Raw genomic sequence first — 25,543 nt, 5'->3', positions numbered from 1 at the left:
ACCTGCAAACCGGCAGTGTGACGCCTGGCTAGAAACGTGCGCCCAGGCCCAGCCGGAACAGGGCCTCGCTGTTGTCGAAGTTCATGCTGTCGGTGCTGGCATGACTGGTGGTGAAGCTGTAATCCTCATAGTCGGTATGGCTGTAGTCCAGGCGCAGGAACAGGCTGCAGGTGGCGGGGATGTCCGCGCCGACGCCGAAGCGGTTGCCCGAGACGGTGTCGTCGCGGTCGATGTCGTTGTCGGGGTTGCCGCCCTTGATCCAGCCGGTGGCAAAGCGCGAGCGCACCCGGCCGGCCCGGACATAGAGCAGGGTGCCGTTGTCCAGCTGGTAGCCGCCGCGCAGGCCCAGGCCGTAGCCGTTCTTCTTCTCCACCTGGAAGTTGCGGCCGTTGGGTTCGCGGATGTGTTTCCAGTCCGCGTCGCTTGCCTCCAACTCGGCCTCCAGCCCCAGGTACCAGCGATTCCAGTTGTTTCCGATGCCGGCGAACACACCGCCGGTGAAGCCGCTGTTGTCGCCGAAGTCGCCGGTGAAGTCGAAGGGGCCGCTGCCGCTGTCGACATGGCTGCCGGTCAGGTGCGAGTTGAGCGCGCCATGGCCGAGCTGCCCGCCGGCGTAGAAGCCCCTGAGCGCGACCCGTTCCGGGCCGGGTTCGTGACTGCGGCTGCCGCCCAGGTGCCAGCCCAGGCCCAGGTTGAAGAAGGATGACTTGGGATTGAAGTCCTCCCGGTCGCTGACCACGTCCACGGTGTAGTCGTCGTAGCGGGTGTAGCTGTACTCCAGCCGCACGAACAGCCGCTCGCCGGCCGGGATGTCGGTGCCCAGGCCATAGCGCACACCGTCCTGCTCGAAGGTACGGCTGACGGCGTTGGCCGGGGCGTTGTTGAGGGTGTAGAAGGTTTTGAAGTCGGTCTCGACCCGGCCCAGGCGGGCATACAGCAGGGTACCGCTGGCGAGACGATAGCCGCCGCGCAGGGCCAGGCCGAGGGTCTCCTCCACTTCCAGGTCCTGGGTGCGGCTGTCGGCCTTGGCCTTGCGGTGATAGATGTCGCCGCCGGTGTCCTCGCCCTCCAGTTCCAGGCCCAGGTACCAGCGCCCCAGGTCCAGGCCATAGCCGGCGAAGGCGCCGGCGGCCAGACCCTCGTCACTGAATTCGCCGTGATCGATGCCGCTGCCGCCGCGCACGCCCTCGGTACGCAGCAGATGGGCGCCGTGGCCGATGGGGGCGCCGGCATAGAGTCCGCCCCAGCCGGGGCCGGCAAGGGCCAGCCGGTCCGGGCTGGCCGGGAAGCGCGCCGGCATCCCCTCGATCGGATACAGCAGGGTCCCCAGGGTGAGGAAGAACTGCTGGCGGCTGTAGTCGTCGATCTTCTGCAGGTTGGCCGGGTTGTTGATCTCCAGCCGGGTATTGCTGTCGCGGGTGATCACCCGATAGCCGGCGTCCAGGTACAGGCGTGGGGTGAGGTAGTAGCGCAGGCTGGCGTTGGCACTGTAGAGCATGTCCTCCCGGTCGATGTCCCGGTAGTCGGCCTTGCCGGCGCTGAGGCCGGCGCTGAAGCGGGTGCGGCTGTCGAGCCGGTGGACGGCGTTCACGCTGGCCTCGGTAAGTAGATAGCCGGAGGCGCCGGGCAGGGTGGTCTCCTCCAGGGTGCGATCGACGGCCGCGCTGACCGTGGTGCGCGGTGTGGCACGGAAACTCAGAGCGCCGCTGAAATCCGGCGTGGACAGGTCATTGAAGCGGCTGTCGTCATAGGCCTGCCGGATCCAGCCGAGATAGGCCCCGCCCTGCAGCCGGTTGGTGAACCTGCCCTTGAAGCCGACCGCGACGCGCTCGCCGTCGGAGTCGCGGTCATAGCCGAAGTCGTCGACAGGGTCGTTATAGCTGCGGATGTCCCGGATCAGCTGGACGTAGGCCTCGTAGTCCGGATGGAATTCGTAGCCCAGGCGCGCGCCGAGACCGATGAGATCGCGGTCGCGGTCGTCGTTGTTGAGCGGGCCGACACTGTCATAGTCCAGTGTCTCGAAGGTGCCGCCCAGTCGCAGGTTGAAATCCCCGAACCGGTGCGCCACCCCGGCATGGGCGTGGCGTGAATCGAAGGTGGTCGGCTCGTCGCCCACCAGGGTCTCGTCGGGCGAGCCGCGGTCCTCATGCCCGGCGGTATAGCCGACGCCGCCGAAGACATTGCTGGCCTCGCTGATGTCGTAGCGCCCATCCAGCTCGGCCCAGTAGTCCTCGTAGTCTTCATCCTCGTTGTCCCGGTAGCGGGCCAGGGTGGCGCCGGTGCGGGCCTGCAGCCGGTGCTGCTCCCAGTCGGAGACCAGCGTCACCGCAGGCGTGAACAGGGTGACGATATCATCAACCTCGTCGCTGCGGGTGGCGAAGATGTTGCTGTCATACAGCAGGCCGGCGGCCAGTTCCGGACGCAGCAGGAAGCTTCCGACCGGATGGCCCGCCCTGAAGGTCTGCTCGGTGACAGTGTCGCTGTCGGCTTCCGTGGGCGACTGGACCGGTTCCGCGGCGGACAGGGCGGCTGGAAGGCAGAGGGTGAGGGCAATGGACAGGGCGGGCACAGAGGCTGGAGGCTGGTTCATGGAACTCCGTCGGGTCGGAAGTGATAAGGGCACGTTTTCAAGCCTACCCGTATGAGTGAAGCAGGGAGTTGATGTCTGTCAACAAAGCAAACAGGAGCGGTATCGGAGATGGACCGACAAGAAATCGACCGAACAGGCGGAGTTCATGCAGGTGCGGCCTTTCCGCCGCACAGCGTCTGCAGCCGCTGTTTCTCGATACGGTAGGTGCCGGAGGCGATCTTTGCGAGCAGGCCGCGCCGCCTGAAGTCGGCGATGATCCGACTGGTCGTTTCCGGTGTCATGCCGACCACGGCGGCCATGTCATCGCGCGGCAGGAGTTCGATGTCGCCGTTGCGGTCCGGCGCCAAGTCGGCCAGCAGGAGCAGCAACTGAGCGATACGGTCACGGGAGATTCCCGTATTCAGGGATTTAATCCAGTGATCGGCGCGGTCGACATGGTACTGCAGCTGCTGGCGCACCCGGTCGCACAGCTCGGGATGGTGAGCTTCTAGGTCGCGCAGTGTGGTGACCGGGATGGCGCAGACATCGATGGGCTGGACCGCTATGGCGGTGTGCTGGTGGGCCACGCCGGCATCCAGCAGCTCCAGTCCCACCACGGCACCCTGTCCAAGCAGACGGACGATACGCTGGTCTCCGTCCGGTTTCCGGTGCGTCAGTTTTACCAGGCCGCGGCGGATGGAGTGGACGACCTCTCCCTTGCTGCCTTCCTCGTAGAGGATGCCGCCGGGTTCCAGCGTGAAGTTGTCGACCGGATTCAGTAGATGGGCGAAGCTCTCCTCCGGCAGCGCGGAGAACAGCATCAGATGCCGGATTCCGCAGTGGCTACAGTCGGCACGTCCTTTCCAGTTCCGGTCGGTGCAGTAGCTCGCGGATTTGGGTTTACCCGTCATGGCACTCGCTCTGGGTTCAGTCGTGGCGTGTTGTCGCTGCCCGGGCTGTTGCAATTGTTATCGAAATGTGAATTCTCCAGCCGTCGACCCCGTTTCTGCGAAATCTCATTCTGAGTTTCCCGTTACCTCATTAGGATCAGTCTAAACGACATTGCGGTCCGTCCACAACGTCGTCAATTCCGGGGAGCTGGATACGGATTCGAGGCCTGGTCCCCGGCCTGTTTTCCCCGTTTAAATGTCACTGATGCAGTGCAGTGCCTGCCCTGCAGGGCTGGCTGCGGCCATGAGGAAAAGAAATGCAGAACCGACCGAAAGTGCTTGCAACAGTCATCGGCCTGGCCCTGGCGCCTGCGGCCCTGGCCGGCGAAATCCAGGAAATCGACCTGATCAACTTCGGGCCCTTCGATGCCAGCGGGCCCATGCGCATCATCTATGACCGCGACGTCTCCGGTGGGGTTGCGGGTGCCATCACCTATGGCGAAATGGACTGGGATGAGCTCAAGGCCGTGGATCCCGGCATCATTGTCTACAACAATGTGCCGGTCTACGGCGCCAGCCAGATCATTGCCGACTGCGTGATGGCGCCGCGGCTGGAGTCGCTTGCCGGTACGCCGGACAAGAAGTGCAACGATGGCTTCCAGACCCACAAGCGCTACAAGATGAGCGCCACCGGTGTGGGGCCTATAGACATGGTGTTCACCGTCAGGAACGTGGATGCGGTCGATCCCATCGTGGACAAGGACGGCAACCCGGTCGCCAACGACCAGGATCCGGCGGTCAATGTCTATCGCATGATCGGCAAGCTCAACAACCACACCGGCGGCCGCCTGGGCGGATTCCGGGTGGAAGTGGGGCATGGTCTCGGCGACGAGTTCGTCAAGTCCACGGCTGGCGACGGCGTGAAGATCGCGTTGCGCGAGGAAGGCGCCGATGCCGCGGACGATCTGGGCGACAACCAGATGGCCGAATTCCCCGGCGGTCTGTTCTACGGCCCGGCCGACGAGAAGCATGACTGGGGTTTCTTCAGCAGCACCCGCGCCAACTTCGGGGTGAATACCGCCGCCCTGGCCACGGATGAGGACAGCTTCGAGTCCACCGCCCTGTCCAGCAACTACTCCGATCTGTTCGGCGAATGGCTGCCGCTGGACTGGGTGCCGACCGGCTGGTTCTATGACAACGACGGCAATCCGGCCACCGACGCCGAAGTAGCCGCCTGGTACGACGGCACCCAGTGGCTGAGCTATGACATCGATGCCGGTACCGGCGCACGCACCACGGAAGTCGTGCCCCAGACCGACATCGACGGCTGGGAGGCCTCGCCGCCGACGGTCTATGACGACGATGGCGACAGCGCCACCACGGCGGCAGGTACCCTGTATGCCACCTGGAATCCGGAGACCGAGCTGTATGAGCTGGCCGCGGGCGGTACCGCGACCAATGATGACATGACCACTACCCTCGATGGCTCGGCCACCCTGGAACGGCGTCCCGGTTACCAGCAGGGGCCGATCGAGGACCTGGCGAACCTGAACCTCAACTACTACATCGAGATCGGCGATATCACCACCTGGCCGGGCTACGATGCCGGTACCGGGGAGGCCGGCTTCACCCTGCGCATCACGCCGCTGGAACCCGCCAGCACCGAGGCCCCCGCCTGGCTGCCGGTCGACGACGCCGACGTCGTCGATGACAACGACGGCAATGGCGGCTGCGTCATGAGCGCCGGCCGCTCCGGCTTCGATCCGCTGCTGCCGGGCATGGCCCTGCTGGGTATGGGCTACCTCGCCCTGCGCCGGCGCCAGGCCTGACCTCGCTTCACCGCGGTTGCAACACAGGCGCCGCCCTTCGGGGCGGCGCTTTTTTCATGTCTGCTGAAAACATTTAAATTCCTGTCCCGATGGGGGTAGAATCACCCCGGCGCGCGGGTGTAGTTCAATGGTAGAACCTCAGCTTCCCAAAATTCCCGCCAAGCAAAAAAGACCACCTTACCTGCGTATTTATTAAAGGGTTATATCTGGCCCGGCAAAAACTCCACCGGTTACACCAAGTTACCCAGATACCGATTTTGATACTGGTTGTGAGAATAAGAAAGCTGAGAGGCTACCCAGCCTTTGCCGCGAATAAACGAACGCCTGACCCTGATAAATCATGGAGTCAATAATAATGAATTGGACGCCAACTATATCTTCTTTCCTTATATTGGGTATAGCTATATGGATGTTTAGGAAACTAATTATTACTCGACTCACGAATGCGGTCGGGCATGAGTATGACGAAAAAATTGAAAATCTAAGAGCTGAACTGAGAAAGAGTGAGGAAGAATTCAGGGGTACACTCAATGAAAAGACGGCGCAGATTGAGGCGATTAGAAGTGGAGCATTGTCAGGTGTTGTAAATCGACAGACTCGCCTTTATGAGAAGCAGTTGGATGCCGTAGAAAAATTGTGGGGAGCAGTTGTGTCACATGCCCATTGCAAGGGGGTGGCAGGCTGGATGTCGGTAATTAAATTCGAAGAGGCCGCGAAGGAGGCAGCTAGGAACGAAGAGTTTAGGGAGATATTCAGAACAATGGAACAAAATCTGAAGTTGCCTGAGACGGCATTTCAAGACGCATCAATGTCACGCATTTACATATCAAAGCTGGCGTGGGCTTATTATAGTGCGTACTCAGCGATAATAATGAATGCTGTGATTAGATTACAGGCGTTAAAAAATGGAATAGATAAAGATTTTACGGACAAGGAAAGGTTGAGAGGGTTAATTAAGGAGGCGTTACCTAGTGTAGGCGACAAAATAGATGAGTTTGATACTGGGGCATATTATTATTTTTTGGAGACTATTGAAGATATGATCCTCAGGGAGTGTGAAAAAACATTAAAGGGAGAGGAGGCTGACCAAGAAAGCATGGAAAAAGCTGCGGCTATTATTAAAAAAGCAAGCGAATTAAAGAATTCCATAACAAAAGAAGGGGCAGAGATGCGTAGCTAATAACTATTCCTCGCTCTCACCTGAAAATTCTTCGGCCCACTTCTTTAGCATCCTTTCGCGTTCTTCAAATATTGATGGGTAATTCTCTTCAATATGATCCTTAGCCCGCGTTATATTCAACACAAACGTTTCTGTGAACGTGTTAGCTTGCTCCTCTAATCTTTTTTGCATGCCTGACTTAGGTCCTGCCATAAGTCCTGCACCCACTTCATGATTAGCCCTTATCAATGTTTTATTTCCCGATTCGATTTTATCTGAAAAAGGGACGTGGGCGCTTACTGTGGTATACAGATCGGCTGAAAGGTAGACAACGCATAGATCCTCAACAGTTTCATAACCAAGTGCATAAATTACAAACACATCGGTTGCGAGCGAATCGTCGTCATTTATTTTGAAATTATTGCGCCTAAGGACGAGTTCTGCCTTGTCACTTAATCGTGAAGGGCGTGGTAAGCATCCATCTTCTACTTCATCGACGATATTTATCTTGAAACTCTCTTTGGTGCCGATGATGCTTTCAATCCCCCCTCCAAGGAGGATTGGCATGCCTTCTGCCCCTGCCTGCGATGAAAACATAATGATCAATACCTTGAGTAGCTTATTAATCATTCTTATGTCCCTCAATAGAAAAATTCGAAGAATTCTTTAGTGATGAATGAAGTGTTCGTCAGTTCGTTTGAATAGGTTTACTGGGAGAAATGCTTCCGCATTTGACGTGATGTCTCATCAATTTCTTCGGCTGGCCTACCCTGTAATTCTTTAGTTACGATAATCAGAGCGACAGGGACTGGTAGTTTGGCGTTTCGATAGTCAGAATAAAATTCATCTAGTGCCGTCACCATGTTGTCCAATCTGAGTTGAGTTGTGATGGTAGTTCCATTTACATCTAACTCAGAGAAAAACATGCCGTCATATAATCCAGATAAGTAAAATGTCTTCACGACCTTATTTGACCTGTTCCATAGGTCCCCGTCCATATTGAAAAAGCCAACACTACCATTTTGATGGAATGAGTCGTTGTTGGCAGCAAGGCAGATTGACCAAGGTAACAGCAAAAGAAACACTAGAGTTTGTTTGTTAATCATTTTTATGCCTCCATAGAAAATTTTGAAGAACTCGTTATCGTTTTTTTGGATTTCGGGCAGGTCGTTGCGTTGAGCCAAAAACGGAGCAAGCGCAATGAGCAAAGAAGACATGGAGCTTGTGCAGAGCTGAATGAATTTATTTTAGATGTGGCTTCGTGATCTGGCCGATTAGCTTTAAAGATTGAAGAGAAATGGAGCAGGCGACGAGACTCGAACTCGCTACCTCGACCGTGGGAGGGTCGCGCTCTACCAGGTGAGCTACGCCTGCATGTTTTCGTATTGTCTACATTCTGTGTGTTTAAGCAATTGGAATGACCAAAATTCTGGCAAAATTGATACCGGTGAAAAGAGGGTGTAACCGTTTTTGATACCGGTACAAAATTGATCGCTTATTACTCTCTGAAAAATATAGAACTTTTTTGTACCCTAATTGCTTCCCAAGCTGATGACGTGGGTTCGATTCCCATCACCCGCTCCATTTCCCCTCCTCGTCTGATTCAAATAACTTCTGATTTATTCGTCATGCCCGTACCGGACTGCGCCGGCACAGGCTCCGGCGGGCATCCATGTCTCTGAAACGTATGGATTCCCGCATTCGCGGGAATGACGGGAAGGGTAATCATCAGAGTTTCCTTAAACTTCGACCTATGCGGGTCGCTAAAACCTGCACAATGTCCGGACCCGTTTCATGAGCAAACTTCTCAGTATTTCCCCCGCCGAGCTGACCGCCGCCGGTGCCGCCGGGCACGCGGGCGCCGAGGTCCGGCTTGAGCGTTTCGATGCCGGGCCGCTGGCCGGCGAATTGTGCGAATTCGACGAGACCGGACTGCACCTGGTCCTGTACGACCACCAGGCCGGCGAACGGAGCAAGGTTCCCTTTGAAGGCATCCGGATGCTGGCCTTCGAACAGGATTTCCGGGCCGCGCCCGGCGCGGCCGCGGACCGGGACGAAGCCAAGACCTATCACGTGGAGTTTCGCGACGGCGGCCTGCGCCACGGCCTGTGCCGGGAAGTACGCCTGGACGCCCACGGCCTGCACCTGCTGGAGTCCGGCGAGGACGGCGCCCTGCACCGGCTGTGGCTGCCGCTGGCGGCGATCACCCGCTATCGCATCGGCGGCATGGAGGGGCACGGCCAGCCGGCGGTGGATACGGCTGACAGTACGGCCGCACCGGTGCGTCTCGACCGCCCGGTGCGCGACCCCGACCAGCTCTCGCGGCTGTTGTCCGCCCACAGCTGCTATTTTCTCACCGGCGCCCGCCAGCGCCGCAGCCTCACTGACGCGCCGCGCGCCGACGAGAGTCCGGCCGAGCTGGCCGTGCGCCTGGGTGTGCCCTTTGTGGATCTCAAGCACTTCCGTGTCGACGAGCCCGTGCTGCGGCTGTTGTCCGAGTCGGTGGTGCGCCAGCACGGTGTCTTTCCGCTGATGGTGTTCCGCGACCACTGGTGTGGGATGAGAGAACCCGCGCGGTATCGAGCTGGTTTCCAGCTGCTGCAATTTCGTTTCGGCATGAGCGGGGAGCGCTGCGTGGCCGAGGAGCGAGGCAATCGCGGCACGCGATAGATTACCTGGTCCGGTGGGCTGCGGAGGACAAGCCGCCCTGCATGAACTAGGAGCGTCTCAGGGCAGCGCAGGAACAAACAGTGCGCGAGATGTCGTTGCACGAGATCGAGCGCATGGGCAAGGAAAAGCCCGTGGTGCGCATGGTCAATCACATCCTCACCGATGCGATCCACCGCAACGCCTCGGACATCCATATCCGTCCCGACGAGGACGACGTCGCCCTGCTGTTCCGCCAGGACGGCAGCCTGGTGCCCATCCGCCGTTTCAACAAGGCACTGCTGGCCGCGGTGGTGGCGCGCATCAAGATCATCGGCCGCATGAACATCGCCGAGCGCCGTCTGCCCCAGGACGGCCGTGCCCGCATGCTCGAGGGCGATTCGATCGTGGACATGCGCATCTCGGTCATCCCCACCGTCAACGGCGAGAGCGTGGTCATCCGCCTGCTCAACGTCCAGACCGGGCTGCGCTCCATCAGCGACATCGGTTTCAACAGTCAGGATGCCGAGCGCTTCGTGGATCTGCTGCACAAGAGCTACGGCATGCTGCTGGTCACCGGCCCCACCGGTTCGGGCAAGTCAACCACCCTCTATGCCGCGCTGCAGGAAGTACGCAAGCAGAACGTCAACATCATCACCGTCGAGGATCCGGTCGAATATCACATCGACGGCATTGAGCAGATCCAGGTCAACACCGCGCCGGGTTTCACCTTCGCCCGTGCCCTGCGCAATATTCTGCGTCATGATCCGGACGTGATCATGGTCGGCGAGATACGCGACCAGGAAACGGCCAGGATCGCTGTCGAGAGCGCGCTCCCGGCCACCTGGTGCTCTCCACCCTGCACACCAACGACGCGCCGACCACGGTCATGCGCCTGATCGAAATGGGGGTGGAGTCCTTCCTGGTCAAGTCATCACTGCTGGGCGTGCTGGCCCAGCGCCTGGTGCGCATCAACTGTCCGCACTGCATCGAGCCGGAGCCGGTCGATGCCACCATGCGCAGGTTCCTGGGGGTGGCGGAGGACGAGGTATTCCATCACGGCGCCGGCTGCGAGACCTGCAACCAGGACCGGCTTTCACGGCCGCATGGCGGTCTACGAGCTCCTGGTGATGACGCCCGAGCTGCGCGATATCCTGCGCCCCGACGTCTCCGCCGACGAGGTGCGCGAACGCGCCCGGGCCGGGGGCATGGTGGCGCTGACCGAGAATGCGCTCAAGCTGGCGCGGGAGCATAGGATCTCGCTGTCCGAGGTGTATCGGGTAAGGCTGGAGTGATTACGGGCGTGATTCAATCTTTGTCATCCCAACAGAGATGAAACCGTTACCCCTCCCGTGAGAGAGATCGTCATTCCCGCGTAGGCGGGAATCCAGTAACCGCGCGGTATCTGGATCCCCGCCTACGCGGGGATGACGTGAAGAGTATAAGGACCGAACGGTCTATTATCATCTGGATCCCCGCCTGCGCGGGGATGACGGCAGGTTTGCGGTCATCGCGGGCGGGCAACGCGAACCCCGGCACTGTGTTGTCGCTTATCATGTTGGGTTTCGCTTGTGTACAGCATGCAGGCCGGGACAAGCGCAGCGTTTCCGGCAAATCCGCGAACTGTCGGAAACGGACCTCCAGTCCTCATTCCGGCCTGCATCTGGCTATCGTCTTAACGTTCTCCGGGATTGCGCCGCTCCGGCACCAGTTTCTCCTTCGCCAGATGGGCATGGATCTCCAGCGGGCTCATCTTGCTCAGATCCTTGGCCAGTTCATGTATCTGCACATCGCTGCGGATGCGCCCGTTGAGTTCATTACGCAGATGCCCCAGGGTCTTCTTCTGTGCCACCAGCACCAGTTCCCGTGCCCCGTGGCCGTTGGTCAGGCGTTTCACCTCCTCGGCCACCGAACGGGCGAAACGGCGCACGAATTCCTCCTCGTGCTGAGTGCGGTGGTCGTCATAGCCGTGGGCCGAGCCGCTCACGCTGCTACGGTTGCGGCCGGATTTCTTCTCGCTCCACATGTCCTGCTCCCGGTCGGAATTGACCAAGTCGCTGACCTCGGTCAGGTTGGGGCCGGACTCCATTTCGGGAAAGGGCGTGTCCTGCAGAGTGAAGAAACGGGCACGCAAACCGTCGGCAACGACAATGTAGTTCTGGTTCATACGCAACTCCTGTGAAGGTTTGAGTCTGCGGTCAGGCAAAACGGACGCGCCGCGCCAGCGGGGCGGCGTGCCGGGTGAAAGGGTGTCGGAGGAGAAAACCGATATGGAGGGCATAAGCATGTCATAGCGCCGCTGGAGGGGCTTTTCAAGGTGTCAGGGACTGACAAATTGCCGACTGTTCCAAAATCATGGGGTTATTGGGAATATTCGTCATTGCGAGCGCAGCGAAGCAATCTCTCAATGCAGGATCAACCGGTTGGAGATTGCCGCGGCACTCCGTGCCTCGCAATGACGGGGTAAGTAACTGGGCCGCCACACTGGTAGAACCGGTCCAAGTGTCTTATTGTCTCAGACAAAGCCAAACCCAACTCTCGGAAAGGATTGCAAATGAAAGCCCTGCGTATTGTCGGAATCCTGATCGGTGTGCTGGTTCTGGTCCTGGTCATTGGCGCCGGGGCGCTGCTGATCTTCGTCGACCCCAACGACTACAAGGACCAGATCACCCGCGCGGTGCAGGAGCAGACCGGGCGCACCCTCACCATAGAGGGCGACATGGAACTGTCCGTGTTCCCCTGGCTGGGGCTGGAGATCGGCCGTACCCGCCTGAGCAACGCCCAAGGCTTCGCCGACGCGCCCTTCGCCGAAATCGAGGAGGTGGGCGTGCAGGTCAGGCTGCTGCCGCTGCTGCGCAAGGAACTGGAGATGTCCACCCTGCGTCTGAAGGGGCTGGATCTGTACCTGGGCCTGGACAAACAGGGCAACCCCAACTGGTCCGACATGATCAAGCCGGCCGCCGAACCCACGCCCGAGGCCGACGAGGGCCGGGGCGCGGCCCTGGCCGGGCTGGCCATCGGCGGGGTGGAGATCACCGACGCCAACCTGGTCTGGGACGACCAGCAGGCCGGCGCCAGATACCAGCTCAGGGACCTGGATCTGAGTCTGAGCGAGATCGCCCCCGAGACGCCGATCGATTTCAGCCTGGATTTCGAGGTCGAGCTGGACCAGCCGGCCATGGAAGGCGAGCTGGAACTGGCCGGCGTGCTGACCCTGGGCCCGGACCTGCAGCGCTTCGAGATAAGCGATTTCAAACTGGAGACCGAGGCCGAGGGCGAGACCCTGCCCGGCGGCAAGGTCGAGGCCGGGCTGGCCAGCGGGGTGACCGTGGACCTGGGCGCGGGCACCCTGCAGGTGGCCGACCTGGTGCTGGAGGCCATGGGTCTGACCGTCACCGGTCAGGTCGACGGCCAGAACATTCAGTCCGACCAGGCCCGCTTCAGCGGCAACCTGAAGGTGCAGGAGTTCGTCCCGCGTGAGCTGATCGAGCGCCTGGGCCAGCCGGCGCCGGAGGTCAGCGACGCCAGCGTGCTGAGCAAGGCCGACGCCGATATCGGCTTCAGCGCCACACCGGCCAGTTTCAATGCCGACAAGCTGACCCTGCGCCTGGACGACAGCACCATCACCGGCAGCGCCGGCATCGCCAACTTCACCAGCCAGGCCATCCGCTTCGATCTGACCCTGGATCAGATCGATGTGGACCGCTACCTGCCGCCGCCGGCCGAGGGCGAGACCCAGGCCGCGCCCACGCCGGCCCAGGCCGCGGCCGGTGCGACCGGGGCCCTGCCGCTGGAGACCCTGCGCGCGCTGAACCTCGATGGCACCCTGCGCATCAATCAGCTCAAGGCCTACCAGTTGCGCAGCGCCGACGTGCTGGTCACCATCAGGGCGAAGGACGGCCTGGTGCGGGTCAATCCGGCCCGGGCCAGCATGTACGAAGGCGGCTACAGCGGCGACATCACCCTGGATGCGCGCGGCGACAAGGCCCGCATCGCGCTGGACGAGAAGGTCCAGGGGGTGCAGGCCGGCCCGCTGCTCAAGGACCTCATGGGCGATGACAAGCTGGTGGGTACCGCCGACGTCAACGCCAAACTCACCGCCACCGGCAACACGCCCGAAGCGCTGAAGCAGACACTCAACGGCAACGCCGGCTTCAGCTTCACCGAGGGCGCGGTCAAGGGCATCAATGTCGCCGCCCTGATCCGCAACGCCAAGGCGCGGCTGGAGGGTAAGCCGGCGCCGGCCGAGAGCGGCCCCAACCAGACCGATTTCACCTCGCTCACAGGTACGGCGAAGGTCACCAACGGCGTGATCCGCAACGATGACCTCGCTGCCATGTCGCCGCTGCTCCGCGTCGACGGCCAGGGGATGGCCGATCTGCCGCAGGAGCAGGTCGACTACAGCCTCACCGTCAAGCTGGTCGGCTCGTTGGAAGGCCAGGGCGGGGAAGGGCTGCAGGACCTCAAGGGCGTGGCCATCCCGCTGCGCATCGAGGGTCCCTTCGCCAAACCGAACTACAGCGTCGATCTGGCCAAGGTGCTGGAGGGCGCGGCCAGGGAGAAGGTGAAGGAGAAGGTCGAGGAAGAGGTGGAGAAGAAGCTCGAGGACAAGCTCGACGACAAGGTGAAGGACCAGCTCAAGGGGATCTTCGGGCGGTGATGCGACCTCCCAGCAGCCGTAGGCCGGAAGAAGGGCCGGAAGGCCCGTTTCCGGCGGCCTCGGAAAATGCCGGGAACGCTGTGCTTATCCCGGCCTACCAACTGTCATAACCGCCATCGTCATCCCCGCGCAGGCGGGGATCCAGTGACCACGGCGGTATCTGGATTCCCGCCTGCGCGGGAATGACGGAAATTGGTACCCGGCTGGAGTGCGCTTTAGGTCGTAGGATGGGTTAAGCACAGCGTAACCCATCGCGATCCGCCGGGGTGATGGGTTGCGGCGCAAGGCACCTTCACCCATTCTATCGCTCGGTACCTGAAGCCTGACTCTGATGACCTTCGCCAATCCCGGCCTACCAACTGTCATAACCGCCATCGTCATCCCCGCGCAGGCGGGGATCCAGTGACCACGGCGGTATCTGGATTCCCGCCTGCGCGGGAATGACGGAAATTGGTGCCCGGCTGGAGTGCGCTTTAGGTCGTAGGATGGGTTAAGCACAGCGTAACCCATCGCGATCCGCCGGGGTGATGGGTTGCGGCGCAAGGCACCTTCACCCATCCTATCGCTCGGTACCTGAAGCCTGAGTCTGATGACCTTCGCCAATCCCGGCCTACCAACTGTCATAACCGCCATCGTCATCCCCGCGCAGGCGGGGATCCAGTGACCACGGCGGTATCTGGATTCCCGCCTGCGCGGGAATGACGGAAATTGGTACCCGGCTGGAGTGCGCTTTAGGTCGTAGGATGGGTTAAGCACAGCGTAACCCATCGCGATCCGCCGGGGTGATGGGTTGCGGCGCAAGGCACCTTCACCCATCCTATCGCTCGGTACCTGAAGCCTGACTCTGATGACCTTCGCCAACCGCCTTCTCGCCTGGTACGACCGCCACGGCCGCAGGGACCTGCCCTGGCAGCATGAGCGCAGCCCCTACCGGGTCTGGGTCTCCGAGATCATGCTGCAGCAGACCCAGGTCGCCACGGTGATCCCCTATTTCGAACGCTTCATGCAGCGCTTCCCCGCCATCACCGATCTGGCCGTGGCCGAGCTCGACGAGGTGCTGCATCTGTGGACCGGCCTGGGCTACTACGCCCGCGCCCGCAACCTGCACCAGGCCGCACGGGTGATCGCCGAGCAGCACGGCGGCCGCTTTCCCGAGGGCTTCGATGCCGTCCTGGCCCTGCCCGGTATCGGCCGCTCCACCGCCGGGGCCATCCTGGCCCAGGCCCTGGACCAGCGCCATCCCATCCTCGACGGCAACGCCAAGCGGGTGCTGGCCCGCTACCACGCCGTCGAGGGCTGGCCGGGGAAGCCGGCCGTCGAGAAACAGTTGTGGGAACACGCCGAGGCCCACACCCCGCACAGCCGGGTGGCCGACTACACCCAGGCCATCATGGACCTGGGCGCGACCCTGTGCCGGCGCGGCCGCCCCGACTGCGGGATCTGTCCGCTGAACGCGGACTGCGAGGCCCACCGGCTGGGCCGCGAGACCGACTTCCCCGCCCCGCGGCCGAAGAAGACCCTGCCGGTGCGCCGCACCCGCATGCTGCTGCTGGCCAACGGCCACGGCGAGGTGCTGCTGGAACAGCGCCCGCCCAGCGGCATCTGGGGCGGGCTCTGGAGCCTGCCCGAGCTGAATCCGGACGAGGCCCCCGAGGACTGGGCCGGCCGGCGCCTGGGCGCGGAGCTGCGCCGGCGCGAAACCTGGCCGGTGCTGCGCCACACCTTCAGTCATTTCCATCTGGAGATCACCCCGATCGTCGCCGAACTGGGCAATAACCGGGCGGATTCTGTGTTGGAAGACCCGCAGCGGGTCTGGTATAACTGCGCCTCACCCGACGCCAGGGGCTTGGCGGCGCCGATCAGGACGCTGCTGGAGCGCCTGCAATCCGAATCCCGACAGGAGTGAACAATGACCCGTATGGTGCACTGCGTGAAACTGGGCCGCGAGGCCGAAGGCCTGGAGCGCCAGCCCTACCCCGGCGAGCTGGGCAAGCGCATCTACGAGAACGTCTCCAAGGAGGCCTGGCAGAAATGGCTGGGCCACCAGACCATGCTGATCAACGAGTACCGGCTGTCCCCGATGGAGCCCAAGGCGCGCCAGTTCCTGGAGGAGCAGATGGAGAAGTTCTTCTTCGGCGAGGGTGCCGAGGCGCCGCCGGATTATGTGCCGCCGTCGAACTGATCCGACTTGCGCCCGCCCGCGTTTTCACGTTAAATACGCGGCTTCTCCCTCTGTGGCCAGGTAGCTCAGTCGGTAGAGCAGGGGATTGAAAATCCCCGTGTCGGCAGTTCGATTCTGTCCCTGGCCACCACATTCCAATTGCTTCCGTCATTGCGAGGCGCGCAGCGCCGCGGCAATCTCTAACCGGGTCAGCCTGCAGTACGAGATTGCTTCGCTTCGCTCGCAATGGCGGATTCTCTCGCTCTGGCCCGTTTCCGCGCGTGTCTGTGCCGGGAACACGCGCCTGTCCCGGTCTGCAGGCTTTGCTTTTTCCCGTCATTCCGGCGCAGGCCGGAATCCAGTAGCCGCGGTGGTAAATAGATTCCGGCCTTCGCCGGAATGACGGCTGCTGTTATTCTCGGCCTGCTCAATAAACATTCCAAAATAAGGGGGGGAGGTATGTCTGCAGTCGAGTACCGGATTTCCGACCTGATGCAGCAAAGCGGCGTCGGCTTCGGCACCAGCGGCGCCCGCGGCCGGGTGGCGGACATGACCCCGCCGGTCTGCTATGCCTACACCCGCGCCTTTCTCCAGCACCTGGAATCCAGTCAGGGCCTGCCGCCCGGCAGCCGGGTGGCTATCGCCGGTGATCTGCGCCCGAGCACGCCCGACATCATGGCCGCCGTGGCCCGCGCCTGTGTCGATGCCGGCCATCAGCCCGTCAACTGCGGCCTCATCCCCTCGCCGGCGGTGGCCCTGTATGGCATCGAGCAGAACATCCCCGCCATCATGGTCACAGGCAGCCACATCCCGGATGACCGCAACGGCATCAAGTTCAACAAGCTGGGCGGCGAGATCCTCAAGGACGACGAGCTGGCCATCAGGGCGCAGACCGTCACCGTTCCCGAGCCCTTCCCCGCCGACTATGCCGCGGCACTCCCGGCGGTGGATGCCACCGCCGCGCAGCGCTACCTGCAGCGCTATCTGGATTTCTTCCCGCGCCAGGCCCTGCAGGGGCTGAAGGTCGGCGTCTACGAGCACTCCGGTGTGGGCCGCGATCTGCTGGCCGCGGTGCTGGAGCGACTGGGCGCGGACATCACCCGCCTGAACCGCTCCGAGGTCTTCATCCCGGTCGACACCGAGGCTATCCGGCCCGAGGACGTGGAACTGGCTCGCGGCTGGGCGGGGGAGCTGAAGCTGGATGCCATCGTCTCCACCGACGGCGACGCGGACCGCCCGCTGATCGCCGACGCGACCGGCAGCTGGCTGCGCGGCGACATCGTCGGCGTGCTGTGCGCCCAGGCGCTCGGCATCGACCGCCTGGCCACGCCGGTGAGCAGCAACACGGTGGTGGAGAAGTGCGGCAGCTTCGAACGGGTCGAGCGCACCCGCATCGGCTCGCCCTATGTCATCACCGGCATGCAGACGCTGGCCGAGGGCGGCGGTGCCAGCGTGGCCGGTTACGAGGCCAACGGTGGCTTTCTGCTGGCCACCCCGGTGCGGCGCGACGGCCGCGAACTGGCCGCGCTGCCCACCCGCGACGCCTTCATCGTGATCCTGGCCGTGCTGGCTGCCGCCCGGGAGCAGGGCAGCGTCAGCGCCCTCGCCGCCGCGCTGCCGCCGCGCTACACTTACAGCGACCGCATCAAGGCCTTCCCGACCGAACAGTCCGCCCGCATCCTCGCCGAACTCGACGGCAGTCAGGCAAAACTGGATGCGATCTTCGGCAAAATTGCCCAGAGTCGCCTGATCGAACTGGATTCCACCGACGGCCTGCGCCTGACCTTCGACAACCAGGAGATCATCCACCTGCGCCCCTCCGGCAACGCCCCCGAACTGCGTTGCTACAACGAGGCGGGCAGCGCCGGGCGCGCCGAGGCCCTGAACCGCGACTGCATGGCCCTGCTGGCCGGCTGGCGGGAGAAACAACCTCCTCCCCCTTGATGGGGGAGGAATGAGGAGGGGGTAGCGAGCCCTCTGAGGCCTGTTCCCTCTTTCCCGTCATCCCGGCGCAGGCCGGGATCCAGAAACCGCTGAGGCATGTGGATCCCGGCCTGCGCCGGGATGACGGTGAAGGTGGTCATGCTGCAATATTGTTGATCCAGTGTTGCCCTGTCGAGTAAAACGCTGCGCCAACCTGGGTTAACCGAGCAACACCATTCAGTGTTTCTGGAGGCATGGGATGACTACTTCGGCAGTTGAAATGGAGGTTCCCAACGCCGTTGGCGTCCAGGTGACCGAAGATACCTTGAGCGTGGAACTCAGTGACGGGCGTTCGATAGCGGTCCCGCTGGACTGGTATCCCCGCCTCGTGCATGCCTCGAATGAAGAGCGTAATGACTGGCGCCTCATCGGCGCCGGGCAGGGCATACACTGGGAGTCGCTCGACGAGGATGTGAGTGTCGCGGGTCTGCTGGCCGGCAAGCCCTCGGGCGAAAGCCAGGCATCATTCAGGCAGTGGCTGGAGCGGCGCGCTGCGGCTAAAGCCCCCTGAGGATCGTGTAGGTCGGGTTAGCCAAGGCGTAAGCCGACGCATTCCGCCGCTATGTCGGGTTACGCTGCGCTAACCCGACCTACACCTGTTCCCGTCATCCCGGCGGATGCCAGGATCCAGCTGCCGCCGCGGTTTCTGGATCCCCGCCTTCGCGGGGACGACGTGACTCCCGAGTAATCAGAAGGTTCTTACTCATCAATTCCCCACCCACCCGGCCGTTACAGACAGGGCACGGCCGCTTTTAACCCCGCCGGCACGGGGCCCTAAGATGACCGTGCAGCCGTCGCATGAACGGCAGCCACATAATGATAAACTCGCTCGTCCCTACCCCCTGGATAAACCAGAGCAGAAACTGCAGATTTTTGAATAAAAGGGAAAAAATGGAAAATTACGCAGTCCCCCACGGCGGCGGCGAACTGGTCGACCTGCTGGTCGAGGCGCCGCAGGCCGAAGCACTGAAGGACGCCTCCAAGGATTTTCACTCCCTGACCCTGAGTCAGCGCCAGCTGTGCGATCTGGAGCTGCTGATGAACGGCGGCTTCACACCGCTGACCGGCTTCATGGACAAGGCCGCCTACGACTCGGTGCTGGAGCGCATGCAGCTGCCCGACGGCACCCTCTGGCCCGTCCCGATCGTCCTGGATGTGGATGCCAAGTTCGCCGAAAAGCTGGAAAAAGGCAGCAAGATCGCCCTGCGCGACGGCGAGGGCTTCATGCCCGCCGCGCTCACCGTGGAGGACATCTGGGAGCCGGACAAGGCGCGCGAGGCCGAGCTGGTCTACGGCACCGCTTCCAGCCAGCACCCCGGCGTGCGTTACCTGAACGAGCAGGTGCGGCCGGTCTACATCAGCGGTCGGATCGAGGGCATCGAGACCCCCATCCACTACGACTTCGAAAGCCTGTGGGACACCCCGCAGGAGCTGCGCCACCTGCTGCACAAGCTGGGCTGGCGCCGGGTGGTGGCGTTCCAGACCAGCAAGGTCATGCATCGGCTGCAGCGCGACATCACCCTGCAGGCGGCCAAGGCGGTCGGCGGCCACATCCTACTGCACCCCACCGTGGGCATGACCAAGCCGGGGGATCTGCACTACTACGCCCGGGTGCACTGCTACCAGGCCATCCGGCGCCACTTCCCGCACAACCTGGCCATGCTGTCGCTGCTGCCGCTGGCCATGCGCATGGCCGGCCCGCGCGAGGCCCTGTGGCACGGCATCGTGCACAAGAACTTCGGCTGCTCACACTTCATCGTCGGCCCCGACCACGCCTCGCCGCCCGTCGGCGGCAACGGCCAGGCCATCTTCTACAGCCAGTACGCCGCCCAGGACCTGATCGAGAAGCACCAGGATGGCCTCGGCATCGAGATGGTGCCGGTGGAATCCCACCTGTATGTGCCGCGCCGCGGGCGCTATATGCCGGTGAGCGAGATCGAGCGCGACGGCGAGGAGGGGCTGTCCTTCAGCGAGGCCGAACTGCGCGAACGCATCGCCCGCAACGCCGACATACCGGACTGGTTCAGCTATCCCGAGGTGATCACCGAGCTCAAACGGGTCTGCCCGCCGCGCTCCCGGCAGGGCTTCACCCTGTTCTTCACCGGGCTTTCCGGCGCGGGCAAGTCCACCCTGGCCAAGATCATCTACGCCAAGCTGGTCGAGGCCGGCGGCCGCCCGGTGACCCTGCTCGACGGCGACATCGTGCGCCAGCATCTGTCCAGCGAGCTGGGTTTCTCCAAGGAGCACCGCAATATCAACGTGAACCGCATCGGCTTCGTCGCCAGCGAGATCACCAAGAACGGCGGCGTGGCCATCTGCGCCCCCATCGCCCCCTATACCGCCATGCGCCGCTCAGCGCGCGAGATGATCGAGGAGCACGGCGCCTTCATCGAGATCCACGTCGCCACCCCGCTGGAGACCTGCGAGGACCGCGACCGCAAGGGCCTGTATGCCAAGGCGCGCCAGGGGCTGATCCCGGAGTTCACCGGTATCAGCGATCCCTACGAGGTGCCCGAGAAGCCCGAGCTGCGCGTCGACACCACCGGCCTCAACCCGATGGAGGCGGCTCAGGAGATCTATCTCTATCTGCTGCGGGAGGGGTATCTGGACAGCGAGTAAGGTGTGGCACGAGCTTCCCCCTCTCCCCTTGTGGGAGAGGGCTGGGATGAGGGGTGTAAAGGATTGAGTTTCTTTTCGGTGTCCCGGTACCACTCCGTCGTCCCGGCGAATGCCGGGATCCAGTGTCGGCCGCGGTCAGATAATCCCGCCGATCACAACTGCTCCTCATCCCCCTGCCCATACAGCATCAGGCTGAGCGGATAGATCCTCTGTGCCATGGTGTGGAAACTCCCCACAGCCCGCCCTGGCCCGATGCCGTTGCGCGTCCACACCAGGCCGCGAGGCCCTGGTAGTGGCAGCAGCGCCGGGGTATTGGTCGAAAGACCACCCGGCCTGCCTGGCCAAACAGGCCGGCCGCAAATGGCAGTTACTTATGCGAAATAAGGCTCGTCATTGCGAGGATGTCTTGATCCGCAGGGTAAGGTATTTATGATGACTCGCGTAGAGGGGCTTTGGGAGGTGACACATAAACATACAACCGACTGTATTTACAGATAAATAATATTTCTGCCAGCCATCCCTATTTGGTTGCACGCAATGACAGGGAAGAAAGCGCAATTTGCCCTCCCTGCTGCTCACCCAGCGACTGAAAAACAACTATTTGGAGCGATAGAACAGCCAGCTACCCGTCCGCGTGTGAAGCAGATCACACAAAGGATAGCCACGCTGACGCCGTTAAAGACAAGGGTGGTAGTCAAAAGCTCCAGTAACAAGCACAATAGCCAGTCGCGAGCCCCGGGCCCGCGTTGAAACGAGAATATAGTCATAACATACTGATATAATACATAATATATTCCTCGTATCTGTCGAGGCAGAAAGGATTGGAGGGAAACCAGGCGTGAGGTGGCTGTTGCCTGCCTGCATAGAGGCCAAGCGATGCCAACATTGCAGGCTTCCGGCTAGCTGCACATCCGCGAGTCCGGATGGTGAGCCTGGAAGCCAGCCCTGCGACGGAAATGATAAACCTCACACAGGCCAGGGGCGCGCGAGCTACTGTCTCATACATGACGCTATCACCTGCGGGTCATGGCTTGAGGTTGGCCCGTGACGACGAGTCGTGATGCAAGATAAGCGATAATCTCAAAAATTACATTAGTCCAGACATGAAAAAGATAAAACAACTGCTGCATAGCGTATTCAGGATAACCGGCAGAGAATTCATGCCGTACACCTACGAGAACTTCTACTCGCTCAGGCGCCTCAAAATAATCAAAAAACACAATATAAATCTATTACTGGATATTGGTGCACATAACGGCCTGTATGGAAAAGAACTGCGCGAAGACGGCTATGGTGGACGAATGGTTTCCTTTGAGCCGCTGGAAAAGCCATATCGTGAATTGGAGGAAAGGGTTAAAGCCGATCCGCTCTGGGAATCCGAGCAGATTGCGTTGGGTGATACTGTCGGTGAAGAAGTGATAAATGTCTCAGGGCACTTAACAAGCAGTTCTATACTTGATATTTCAAATGCGCATGTTGGCGCATGCCCATCAAGCAAGACTGTCAATACTGAGAAAATAAAGATATCTACGCTCGATACAATCAGGGATAAGTACACTCGCCCGGATGATAAGATATATCTAAAAATTGATGTTCAAGGTTACGAGAAACACGTATTGAATGGTGCCATGCAAACACTGCCCGATATACGTCTGCTGGAATTGGAATTGTCATTGACAGAGATGTATCAAAACGGCCCGACAATGATAGAGATGCTGGAATTAATGAAAAACAAAGGCTTTCGGCTTGTAGCCATCGATCCGATCTTCTCAGACCCGGTATCAGGGTATCTTCTTCAGGCAGACGGGATATTCGTAAATACGAATCTTGTTGATTGAACTGCGCCCGCCCAATGTAATGTAACTTACCGTTATGAGTGTGACCCCTGTTTTTATACTATCCTTGCCAAGATCTGGCTCGACCCTGCTGCAGCGATTGGTGAGCGTTCATCCTGGTGTATCAACAAAATCCGAACCCTGGATTGCGCTGCCAGTTTTCTTTGCGTTAAAAAATTCTGGTTTGACGTCCATCTATAGCCACAAGACGCTGGCAACGGGGGTTAATAAATTCGTTGATTCACTGCCTGAAGGAGTTGATGATTATTACGCATGCGCCGCCAGATATTTAAGGGATTTGTATACGCGTTCAACAACCGATGGGGCGCAGTATTTTGTAGATAAAACCCCTCGTTACCACTTGATCGTGGACGAGTTGCTCGCCGCGTTCCCGGATGCCAGGTTTGTTTTTCTGTGGAGAAACCCCCTGGCCATAGCCGCCTCAATGATAAAAACATATGGAAAAGGCAAATGGGGGCTTTATATGTTCACGGTCGATTTATACAGCGGAATTGAGTCACTGACGAAAGCATATACTGAAAACAAGGAAAAAGTATTGTCCGTCTCGTATGAATCATTGGTGACCGACGCAGATAATGAGGCCGCGAGGGTATTATCCTATTTGGATTTGGAAGGTGGATCCAATCTATCCGGCGGGTTGAAGGATGCCGATATCATGTGGGGGGATCGTACGGGCCAGTTCAAATATCAGAATGTTTCGACAGATTCTGTTGATTCATGGAAAGATGTTATGTCTACTCCATACCGAAAGGCTTGGGGAAAAGACTATTTGCATTGGATAGGCAAAGACAGGTTGGAGGTTATGGGATACGATATGGACGACCTCCTGGCCGACATTCATGATACCCCAACCCAATACCGCTATCTATTATCGGATATTGTCAGGGCTGTCTATGGAAAGATCTACAGTAGATATTGCATTTCGGATATAAAAAGCAACAAGCCTTATCAGGGCGGTATTTATTACCCAAAGAACTGAGCGTGATAATGAGATGCAGTTGGACAACGAGCACGCAAGACCTGCAATCACAATCTGGAATAGAAGCAGCCAGGCAGCAGATTCTGGTGTAGTTGTGCGCCAGGGATTATGTGCAAGATGAAGCGCATCGTGATCGTCCAGCGCCGCCTGACCCATTACCGGGTCCCTCTTTTTACTGCCTTGAAAGAGGCACTTGCGGCGCGCGATATTCAGTTGGAACTCCTGGTGGGTCATGGGACGTCCACAGAAGAAAAAAAACATGATGCCGGTATCTTGCCTTGGGCCAGATCGATTCCAACCCATTACTGGCTGGCGGATCGCTTGTGCTGGCAGTCAATAGGAAAGCACCTGCATGGTGCCGACCTTGTGATCACCACCCAGGAAAACAAACTTCTGCAGAACCACTTGCTGATGTTCATGCCACGACGTTTCAAGCTGGCATTCTGGGGGCATGGCGCGAACCTTCAAAGTGGCAATCCGAACGGATTCAAGGAACGGTTCAAACGCTGGACGACTAACCAAGTGGACTGGTGGTTTGCCTACACAGAATTGAGTGCCAGTTTGGTGAAAGCGGCCGGATTTCCGGGTGACCGGATCACGGTGGTGAACAATGCGGTGGATACATCTGAGTTACAACGCCAGCGACAATCGGTTACTCCTGAAGAGACGCAGGCCCTGCGCGCATCGTTGGGTTTTAGTACGGGCCCGGTTGGCGTGTATCTCGGTTCGCTCTATGCCGACAAGCGGCTGGATTTCCTGTTTGCTGCGGCCGAGGCGATTCGCCACCAAGTGCACGATTTTCATTTGCTCATCCTGGGCGAGGGTCCGGAGCGACACAGGGTGCAGGCATGGTGCGGCGCCCATCCCTGGGCGCGCTGGGTGGGTGCGCGTTTTGATAGAGAAAAAGTGGCATATATGTCGGTCGCCAAAATTATGCTCAATCCAGGCGCCGTAGGCCTGGGTGTCATGGATGCCTTTGTTTGTATGACGCCGATGATCACAACGGAATGCGGGAGTCATGGCCCTGAAATCACCTATATTAAAAGCGGAATCAACGGGATGGTTACTGCGAATGAATTGAGTGCCTATGTAGACACCAGTGTCCGCCTGTTGCGAGATGCACGGTTACTGGGTGCATTACGCACAGGTTGTGCTACTAGTGCGCAGGAATACACTGTGGAAAATATGGCCCGGCGGTTTACCAACGGCATCGAATATGTGATTGGTAGATGACAGCGAATCGCAATTATATAAGGAGGGGGTGATGAGCATCAGAGAAAAGACATTACGTTGGTTAGTGGTGCCCATGCGTTTGATTACGGCGATGTCCTATTACAGGGGGGACTTACAAAGGGTTTCCCGATGGCTTATTGCTTCACGAGAACATACGAATTTCACATACAACCTCACGAATTTGAACCGGCGCTACATGGCGCGGTTTCTGGGAATCGTGTGTGATGAAACGCCTGAAGTGATGGCAGGATATTTGCGCGAGGTTCTGGAAGATGAAAAGCTCAAAGAGCATATCGCTAAACTTACACGTGAAAGCGATAGAAATTATTTGGCGGATGATGAACCACGCTATGCGCGGAGAATAGGATGGTACGCAATTGTAAGAGCTCAAAAGCCAGCTATGGTAGTCGAAACGGGGGTTGATAAAGGTTTGGGCTCATGCCTTCTTGCAGCAGCATTGATGAAGAATAGCGAAGAGGGGAAGCCGGGTTATCTCTACGGCACTGACATTAACCCAAAAGCCGGATATCTACTGCAAGCACCATATAACCAGTTTGGCAAAGTACTCTATGGCGATTCTATAGAGTCTCTTAATGAACTTGAGGGGACCATTGACTTGTTTATCAATGACAGTGATCACTCGACAGACTACGAAATGCGAGAGTATGAAGCCGTGGAGGCGAAGCTCTCGCCTAATGCTATCATTATAGGAGACAATAGCCACTTCTCTGACAAGCTTATCAATTTTTCCGAACGAAGCAATCGTGATTTCTTATTCTTTCAGGAGCGGCCAGAAAATCACTGGTATCCAGGTGGTGGTATAGGTGTTGCTTATCAAAGAAGGTGAAATTGAGAAGGGCGTGATAATCATCGAATTAAGGCTATAAGGATATAGGAAGGCAGTTGCTATATTCATTCACTGAATACAGACAGCACCCTAATGTAAATTCCGCATTTTG

At 59.6% G+C, this 25,543-nt stretch carries 20 protein-coding genes, 2 tRNA genes and 1 pseudogene; 17 read left to right on the top strand and 6 right to left on the bottom strand.

The annotated features are described in order from the left end of the window. Window positions 1–28: 28 nt before the first annotated feature. Window positions 29–2,590: an outer membrane beta-barrel protein gene (locus D6C00_RS06680; RefSeq protein WP_125181008.1), complete on the bottom strand. Its 2,562-nt coding sequence runs from the start codon at window positions 2,588–2,590 to the stop codon at window positions 29–31. Between the two features lie 143 nt (window positions 2,591–2,733). Continuing rightward, window positions 2,734–3,390 carry a Crp/Fnr family transcriptional regulator gene (locus tag D6C00_RS06675; RefSeq protein WP_158675340.1) on the bottom strand — a complete coding sequence of 219 codons (657 nt, stop codon included), beginning with the start codon at window positions 3,388–3,390 and terminating at the stop codon, window positions 2,734–2,736. A gap of 386 nt (window positions 3,391–3,776) precedes the next feature. On the opposite strand from D6C00_RS06675, the gene D6C00_RS06670 reads away from it, so the two are divergent. Both D6C00_RS06670 and D6C00_RS06665 read left to right on the top strand, forming a co-directional pair. Further along, window positions 3,777–5,288 (top strand): choice-of-anchor F family protein, encoded by a 1,512-nt coding sequence (locus D6C00_RS06670; protein ID WP_125181006.1) that lies wholly within the window; start codon window positions 3,777–3,779, stop codon window positions 5,286–5,288. A 340-nt stretch (window positions 5,289–5,628) separates the two neighbouring features. Beyond that, a complete protein-coding gene (locus tag D6C00_RS06665) occupies window positions 5,629–6,468 on the top strand; it encodes a hypothetical protein (protein WP_125181005.1) in 840 nt (279 codons plus the stop codon). A gap of 3 nt (window positions 6,469–6,471) precedes the next feature. On the opposite strand, the gene D6C00_RS06660 is transcribed toward D6C00_RS06665, so the two are convergent. From D6C00_RS06660 to D6C00_RS06650, 3 genes are all read right to left on the bottom strand, one after another. Continuing rightward, the gene (locus tag D6C00_RS06660) at window positions 6,472–7,077 is read right to left on the bottom strand and encodes a hypothetical protein (protein WP_125181004.1); all 606 of its coding nucleotides are present in this window, start codon (window positions 7,075–7,077) and stop codon (window positions 6,472–6,474) included. A 77-nt stretch (window positions 7,078–7,154) separates the two neighbouring features. After that, window positions 7,155–7,664 (bottom strand): hypothetical protein, encoded by a 510-nt coding sequence (locus D6C00_RS06655; RefSeq protein ID WP_125181003.1) that lies wholly within the window; start codon window positions 7,662–7,664, stop codon window positions 7,155–7,157. A gap of 81 nt (window positions 7,665–7,745) precedes the next feature. Beyond that, window positions 7,746–7,821 (bottom strand) — tRNA-Gly (locus D6C00_RS06650). A gap of 420 nt (window positions 7,822–8,241) precedes the next feature. Here D6C00_RS06650 and D6C00_RS06645 point away from each other — a divergent pair. The 4 genes and pseudogenes from D6C00_RS06645 (at window position 8,242) to D6C00_RS16040 (ending at window position 10,388) form a co-directional block, all read left to right on the top strand. Then, window positions 8,242–9,117: a GspE/PulE/PilB domain-containing protein gene (locus tag D6C00_RS06645; protein WP_125181002.1), complete on the top strand. Its 876-nt coding sequence runs from the start codon at window positions 8,242–8,244 to the stop codon at window positions 9,115–9,117. A gap of 89 nt (window positions 9,118–9,206) precedes the next feature. After that, a complete protein-coding gene (locus tag D6C00_RS06640; RefSeq protein ID WP_255416784.1) occupies window positions 9,207–9,992 on the top strand; it encodes a GspE/PulE family protein in 786 nt (261 codons plus the stop codon). Continuing rightward, a pseudogene (locus tag D6C00_RS16835) lies at window positions 9,983–10,126 on the top strand (ATPase, T2SS/T4P/T4SS family); the annotation flags it as partial. The gene D6C00_RS06640 and the pseudogene D6C00_RS16835, both read left to right, overlap by 10 nt. A gap of 73 nt (window positions 10,127–10,199) precedes the next feature. Further along, window positions 10,200–10,388 carry a hypothetical protein gene (locus D6C00_RS16040; RefSeq protein WP_241546813.1) on the top strand — a complete coding sequence of 63 codons (189 nt, stop codon included), beginning with the start codon at window positions 10,200–10,202 and terminating at the stop codon, window positions 10,386–10,388. Between the two features lie 380 nt (window positions 10,389–10,768). Here D6C00_RS16040 and D6C00_RS06630 read toward each other — a convergent pair whose 3' ends face one another. After that, the gene (locus D6C00_RS06630; protein ID WP_158675338.1) at window positions 10,769–11,260 is read right to left on the bottom strand and encodes a VLRF1 family aeRF1-type release factor; all 492 of its coding nucleotides are present in this window, start codon (window positions 11,258–11,260) and stop codon (window positions 10,769–10,771) included. A gap of 387 nt (window positions 11,261–11,647) precedes the next feature. Between D6C00_RS06630 and D6C00_RS06625 the strand changes: the two genes are divergently transcribed. From D6C00_RS06625 to D6C00_RS06575, 11 genes are all read left to right on the top strand, one after another. Further along, window positions 11,648–13,753: an AsmA family protein gene (locus D6C00_RS06625; protein WP_125180999.1), complete on the top strand. Its 2,106-nt coding sequence runs from the start codon at window positions 11,648–11,650 to the stop codon at window positions 13,751–13,753. Between the two features lie 847 nt (window positions 13,754–14,600). Beyond that, window positions 14,601–15,659 (top strand): A/G-specific adenine glycosylase, encoded by a 1,059-nt coding sequence (gene mutY, locus D6C00_RS06620; protein ID WP_177433206.1) that lies wholly within the window; start codon window positions 14,601–14,603, stop codon window positions 15,657–15,659. A gap of 3 nt (window positions 15,660–15,662) precedes the next feature. Beyond that, entirely contained in the window at window positions 15,663–15,935 is a 273-nt protein-coding gene (locus D6C00_RS06615; RefSeq protein WP_125180997.1) for an oxidative damage protection protein, read from the top strand. 54 nt (window positions 15,936–15,989) lie between these two features. After that, window positions 15,990–16,065: transfer RNA gene (locus D6C00_RS06610), tRNA-Phe, on the top strand. 308 nt (window positions 16,066–16,373) lie between these two features. Beyond that, window positions 16,374–17,858 (top strand): phosphomannomutase, encoded by a 1,485-nt coding sequence (locus tag D6C00_RS06605; RefSeq protein WP_125180996.1) that lies wholly within the window; start codon window positions 16,374–16,376, stop codon window positions 17,856–17,858. Window positions 17,859–18,096: 238 nt separating this feature from the next. Next, complete coding sequence (locus D6C00_RS06600) at window positions 18,097–18,408, top strand: DUF2442 domain-containing protein (protein ID WP_125180995.1); 312 nt, start codon at window positions 18,097–18,099, stop codon at window positions 18,406–18,408. Window positions 18,409–18,788: 380 nt separating this feature from the next. Continuing rightward, complete coding sequence (locus D6C00_RS06595) at window positions 18,789–20,516, top strand: bifunctional sulfate adenylyltransferase/adenylylsulfate kinase (RefSeq protein ID WP_125180994.1); 1,728 nt, start codon at window positions 18,789–18,791, stop codon at window positions 20,514–20,516. A gap of 1,103 nt (window positions 20,517–21,619) precedes the next feature. Further along, a complete protein-coding gene (locus D6C00_RS06590; protein ID WP_125180993.1) occupies window positions 21,620–22,354 on the top strand; it encodes an FkbM family methyltransferase in 735 nt (244 codons plus the stop codon). Between the two features lie 34 nt (window positions 22,355–22,388). Continuing rightward, window positions 22,389–23,351, top strand: coding sequence for a sulfotransferase family protein (locus D6C00_RS06585; RefSeq protein ID WP_125180992.1), 963 nt, complete (start codon window positions 22,389–22,391; stop codon window positions 23,349–23,351). A gap of 117 nt (window positions 23,352–23,468) precedes the next feature. Beyond that, complete coding sequence (locus D6C00_RS06580) at window positions 23,469–24,584, top strand: glycosyltransferase family 4 protein (protein WP_125180991.1); 1,116 nt, start codon at window positions 23,469–23,471, stop codon at window positions 24,582–24,584. A gap of 31 nt (window positions 24,585–24,615) precedes the next feature. Then, window positions 24,616–25,431, top strand: coding sequence for a class I SAM-dependent methyltransferase (locus D6C00_RS06575; protein ID WP_125180990.1), 816 nt, complete (start codon window positions 24,616–24,618; stop codon window positions 25,429–25,431). Window positions 25,432–25,543: the final 112 nt, after the last annotated feature.

This window comes from Thiohalobacter thiocyanaticus (assembly GCF_003932505.1).
GTDB lineage: Bacteria > Pseudomonadota > Gammaproteobacteria > Thiohalobacterales > Thiohalobacteraceae > Thiohalobacter > Thiohalobacter thiocyanaticus.
This window is presented reverse-complemented; position numbering and strand designations above follow the sequence as displayed.

Bases quoted from the DNA above. Each gene is read 5' to 3' on its own strand.
- D6C00_RS06680 (WP_125181008.1), bottom strand. From the start codon at position 2,590: ATGAACCAGCCTCCAGCCTCTGTGCCCGCCCTGTCCATTGCCCTCACC.
- D6C00_RS06675 (WP_158675340.1), bottom strand. From the start codon at position 3,390: ATGCTGTTCTCCGCGCTGCCGGAGGAGAGCTTCGCCCATCTACTGAAT.
- D6C00_RS06670 (WP_125181006.1), top strand. From the start codon at position 3,777: ATGCAGAACCGACCGAAAGTGCTTGCAACAGTCATCGGCCTGGCCCTG.
- D6C00_RS06665 (WP_125181005.1), top strand. From the start codon at position 5,629: ATGGAGTCAATAATAATGAATTGGACGCCAACTATATCTTCTTTCCTT.
- D6C00_RS06660 (WP_125181004.1), bottom strand. From the start codon at position 7,077: ATGATTAATAAGCTACTCAAGGTATTGATCATTATGTTTTCATCGCAG.
- D6C00_RS06655 (WP_125181003.1), bottom strand. From the start codon at position 7,664: ATGTCTTCTTTGCTCATTGCGCTTGCTCCGTTTTTGGCTCAACGCAAC.
- D6C00_RS06645 (WP_125181002.1), top strand. From the start codon at position 8,242: ATGAGCAAACTTCTCAGTATTTCCCCCGCCGAGCTGACCGCCGCCGGT.
- D6C00_RS06640 (WP_255416784.1), top strand. From the start codon at position 9,207: ATGTCGTTGCACGAGATCGAGCGCATGGGCAAGGAAAAGCCCGTGGTG.
- D6C00_RS16040 (WP_241546813.1), top strand. From the start codon at position 10,200: ATGGCGGTCTACGAGCTCCTGGTGATGACGCCCGAGCTGCGCGATATC.
- D6C00_RS06630 (WP_158675338.1), bottom strand. From the start codon at position 11,260: ATGAACCAGAACTACATTGTCGTTGCCGACGGTTTGCGTGCCCGTTTC.
- D6C00_RS06625 (WP_125180999.1), top strand. From the start codon at position 11,648: ATGAAAGCCCTGCGTATTGTCGGAATCCTGATCGGTGTGCTGGTTCTG.
- mutY (WP_177433206.1), top strand. From the start codon at position 14,601: ATGACCTTCGCCAACCGCCTTCTCGCCTGGTACGACCGCCACGGCCGC.
- D6C00_RS06615 (WP_125180997.1), top strand. From the start codon at position 15,663: ATGACCCGTATGGTGCACTGCGTGAAACTGGGCCGCGAGGCCGAAGGC.
- D6C00_RS06605 (WP_125180996.1), top strand. From the start codon at position 16,374: ATGTCTGCAGTCGAGTACCGGATTTCCGACCTGATGCAGCAAAGCGGC.
- D6C00_RS06600 (WP_125180995.1), top strand. From the start codon at position 18,097: ATGACTACTTCGGCAGTTGAAATGGAGGTTCCCAACGCCGTTGGCGTC.
- D6C00_RS06595 (WP_125180994.1), top strand. From the start codon at position 18,789: ATGGAAAATTACGCAGTCCCCCACGGCGGCGGCGAACTGGTCGACCTG.
- D6C00_RS06590 (WP_125180993.1), top strand. From the start codon at position 21,620: ATGAAAAAGATAAAACAACTGCTGCATAGCGTATTCAGGATAACCGGC.
- D6C00_RS06585 (WP_125180992.1), top strand. From the start codon at position 22,389: ATGAGTGTGACCCCTGTTTTTATACTATCCTTGCCAAGATCTGGCTCG.
- D6C00_RS06580 (WP_125180991.1), top strand. From the start codon at position 23,469: ATGAAGCGCATCGTGATCGTCCAGCGCCGCCTGACCCATTACCGGGTC.
- D6C00_RS06575 (WP_125180990.1), top strand. From the start codon at position 24,616: ATGAGCATCAGAGAAAAGACATTACGTTGGTTAGTGGTGCCCATGCGT.